The sequence below is a fragment of the Kaarinaea lacus genome, assembly GCF_975902315.1.
In genome coordinates this window covers 1-3,584 of record NZ_CDLKIE010000487.1, presented here as the reverse complement: position 1 = coordinate 3,584, position 3,584 = coordinate 1, and the positions used below count along the sequence as shown (strand labels likewise).

The window sequence follows — 3,584 nt, the reverse complement described above, 5'->3', positions numbered from 1 at the left end:
GCCAATCCCACCACCGGTCAATCCTGGGTCATTAACAGACCGGTTAAATATTAATTTACCCGCACTGCCACCAGCAGGTATTCCCGGCTCAATAGCATTAGCCGTGCTGGGTTCCAATACACTGGTTGATCTTGAATTGTCGGCATTGCAGATCGAAGGCCGCGGTGAAGTAGTATCAAATCCACGGGTTATCACCGCCAACCAGCAGGAAGCAGTGATCAAACAAGGTAGCCAGATTCCGTATCAGGAAGCCAGCTCCAGTGGTGCCACCAGCGTATCCTTTAAAGATGCAGTGTTGGCCCTCAAGGTAACGCCTCAAATTACACCAGACGAGCGAATAATTCTTGACCTTGCGATCAACAAGGATAGCGTCGGGGATATATTCAATGGTGTACCCAGTATTGACACCAAGGAAGTGCAAACCCAGGTGCTCATTGATAATGGTGCAACCGTTGTTCTGGGTGGCGTTTACGAGCAATCTAAAAACCATGGCATAACCAAGGTACCTTTCCTGGGCGACCTGCCTTTTATCGGTGCGCTTTTCCGCTCCAAGACTATCAAGGATGAAAAGAACGAATTGCTCATATTCGTCACTCCCAAGATTCTTAAGCAAAGCCTGAGCACTGATTCTGTTCCTAAATAGAACAACACCCGCCCCCTGGAATGATTGTTCTTCCAGGGGGCGCACCACCCTCCCACCTTCAAATTACTGCTGTAATAAATTATTAGTTTTAAATCCCCCCATCTGCTTGTAAAATAAACACAAATTTTTACAAGATAACTCCGTCAAGATGCCGAAAAACATCATATTTGTTGGCCCCATGGGTGCTGGCAAAACAACGATTGGCCGCCAGATAGCTAAAGCACTGGGCCGCACTTTTTATGACAGCGATAAGGAAATCGAAAAACGCACTGGCGCCACCATTCCGTTGATTTTTGAACTGGAAAAGGAAGAAGGATTTCGAATTCGAGAATCCGCTATGATTAAGGAACTGCTGGCAAAAGATAATATTGTGCTCGCCACCGGTGGCGGCGCAATACTGAGCGAGAAAAACCGCAAAATGATGTCGGACCATGGCTACGTAGTTTATTTGTGTGCACCACTGGAACAGTTGGTGCGACGTACGGCACGCGACAAAAACAGGCCTTTACTGCAAACAAAAAACCCTAAAAAAACCATTGAAGATTTATTGACGATTCGGGACCCACTTTACAGGGATGTTGCAGACCATGTTCTTGAGACTGATAAATTTTCAGTTCGACAAGTCGTTAGCAAACTGCAAAAGATTTTTAAAAGTAAGGGCATCTAGCTTTTTAATTGCACTACCTATTTAAAGGTAATCAGTATTTATTCAGGTAACACACAATGAAGACATTAACCGTTGAACTGGGCGAACGAAGTTATCCCATTTATATTGGTAATAACTTACTGGAGAATGCTGATCTCATTCTTCAACACGCCCCAACCAGACAGATACTTGTTGTAACCAATGAGACCATCGCTCCCCTCTACCTGGATAAAGTGTTAAGCACTTTAAACGATGCTCATGTTGAAACCGTTGTTTTGCCTGACGGCGAGCAATATAAAAACCTCGACACCGTCAACCAAATCTATAACGTGTTACTGGAGAAACGTTATGACCGTCGCTGCACACTGATTGCATTAGGTGGTGGTGTCATCGGCGATATGACCGGTTTTGCTGCAGCGACTTATCAACGAGGCGTCAATTTTATCCAGATACCCACCACCCTGCTGGCTCAAGTGGATAGCTCCGTGGGTGGAAAAACCGGCGTCAATCACCCGTTAGGGAAAAATATGATCGGTGCTTTTTATCAGCCACTAGCCGTTATTGCTGATACCAACACACTGAACACCCTTGAAGACAAAGAACTGAGCGCTGGAATCGCAGAAGTTATCAAGTATGGATTAATTCGTGATCCTGAATTTTTTAGCTGGTTAGAGTCTAACATGGACAATCTGCTGCGCAGGGATCCTCAAAGTCTCGCATTTGCCATAGAGCGCTCCTGTCAAAATAAAGCAGAAGTTGTTGCAGCGGATGAACTGGAAGCTGGCGAGCGAGCGTTACTTAACCTGGGCCATACCTTTGGCCACGCGATTGAAGCAGGAATGGGTTATGGCGCATGGCTTCATGGAGAGGCCGTCGCAACCGGCATGGTAATGGCGGCTCAACTCTCCTGTGCTCACGGTTGGCTTGATCAACAGTCCCTTGATCGCACTATTGCTTTAATTGAAAAAGCAAACCTTCCGGTGAAAGGCCCCGCGGGTATGACACCGCAACAATACCTTGACTTAATGGCTGTGGATAAGAAAGTAAAAGACGGTAAAATTAATTTTGTGTTGTTAAAACAACTCGGCAAAGCATTTGTCAGTTCTGACCATAATCCTTCGTTGTTAAACGACGTATTAAATCAACATTGTGATTAATCAAGCATGACGGAACTCGCCCCCTACGCAACCAGTGATTCACAATCCCGTGGACGCCGTTTTCCCGAAAAACCACCCAACAATCGTTCCGAATTTCAACGTGACCGAGATCGCATCGTGCACTCCGCCGCATTTCGCCGCCTCGAATACAAAACACAGGTATTTGTTAACCATGAAGGTGATATGTTTCGCACTCGCCTCACCCATTCCCTGGAAGTGGCACAAATTGGTAGAACCATCGCCCGCGCTTTAAAAGCCAATGAAGAGCTTACGGAAGCCATCTCATTGGCTCATGACCTGGGACACACGCCATTTGGTCATGCCGGCCAGGACGCCTTGAATGAATGTATGCGAGAATTTGGCGGTTTCGAACACAACTTACAATCACTTCGCATCGTGGATCTCCTGGAAGAAAAATACGCTGAGTTCAATGGTTTGAACCTTACCTTTGAAACCCGCGAAGGCATACTCAAACATTGCTCGGTAAAAAATGCCCGGGAACTGGGTGATGTGGGGGAACGGTTTCTAAAGAAACAGCAACCGGGTATCGAAGCACAAATAGCCAATATTGCGGATGAAATCGCATACAACAATCATGATGTCGATGATGGCTTAAGAGCGGGATTCCTGAATATTGAACAAATGCGTGAAGTCGATTTATTCAATCAACAGTATGAAGAGGTCATGCAACAATATCCTGACATCAGTGAACGCCGCGCTATCCATGAAATTATTCGCCGTATGATTAATTGCCAAATCACCGATTTTCTAGAGGCAACCAATGCCAACATAGAATCTATTCAACCCGGCTGCGTTGCTGATATTAAAAAATTGCCATCAGCTATAGCCGCTTATAGCGAAGATATGAAAGAGAAGACCCAGCTATTAAAAAAAACATTGAGGACTAATCTTTATCAACATTACCGAGTGCATCGTATGAGCAGCAAAGCACAATTAGTGATCAAATCGCTATTTCAGGCATTTATGAACGATATCCGCTTACTACCAACAGATTCCTACAAAAACACCTTAAAAGAGTATAATGCGTCGGGCGACACCGGACGAGCCATTGCCATCGCAGACTATATTGCAGGTATGACAGATCGCTATGCTATTAGAGAATATGAACGAATTTTTG

General features: G+C 45.3%; 3 protein-coding genes and 1 pseudogene. All 4 read left to right on the top strand.

Going from position 1 to position 3,584, the window contains the following annotated elements:
• Window positions 1-643 (top strand): annotated as a pseudogene (locus ACWVCM_RS15075) (hypothetical protein); the annotation flags it as partial.
• A gap of 148 nt (window positions 644-791) precedes the next feature.
• On the top strand, window positions 792-1,310 hold the full coding sequence (aroK, locus tag ACWVCM_RS15070; RefSeq protein WP_455202588.1) for a shikimate kinase AroK: 519 nt from the start codon (window positions 792-794) through the stop codon (window positions 1,308-1,310).
• A 56-nt stretch (window positions 1,311-1,366) separates the two neighbouring features.
• Entirely contained in the window at window positions 1,367-2,446 is a 1,080-nt protein-coding gene (gene aroB / locus ACWVCM_RS15065) for a 3-dehydroquinate synthase (RefSeq protein ID WP_455202587.1), read from the top strand.
• A 6-nt stretch (window positions 2,447-2,452) separates the two neighbouring features.
• On the top strand, window positions 2,453-3,584 hold a 1,132-nt coding region (locus ACWVCM_RS15060; protein WP_455202586.1), incomplete at its 3' end, for a deoxyguanosinetriphosphate triphosphohydrolase.

What these genes read in the sequence shown, in the direction of transcription:
- aroK (WP_455202588.1), top strand. Translation starts at nt 792, where the DNA reads ATGCCGAAAAACATCATATTTGTTGGCCCCATGGGTGCTGGCAAAACA.
- aroB (WP_455202587.1), top strand. Translation starts at nt 1,367, where the DNA reads ATGAAGACATTAACCGTTGAACTGGGCGAACGAAGTTATCCCATTTAT.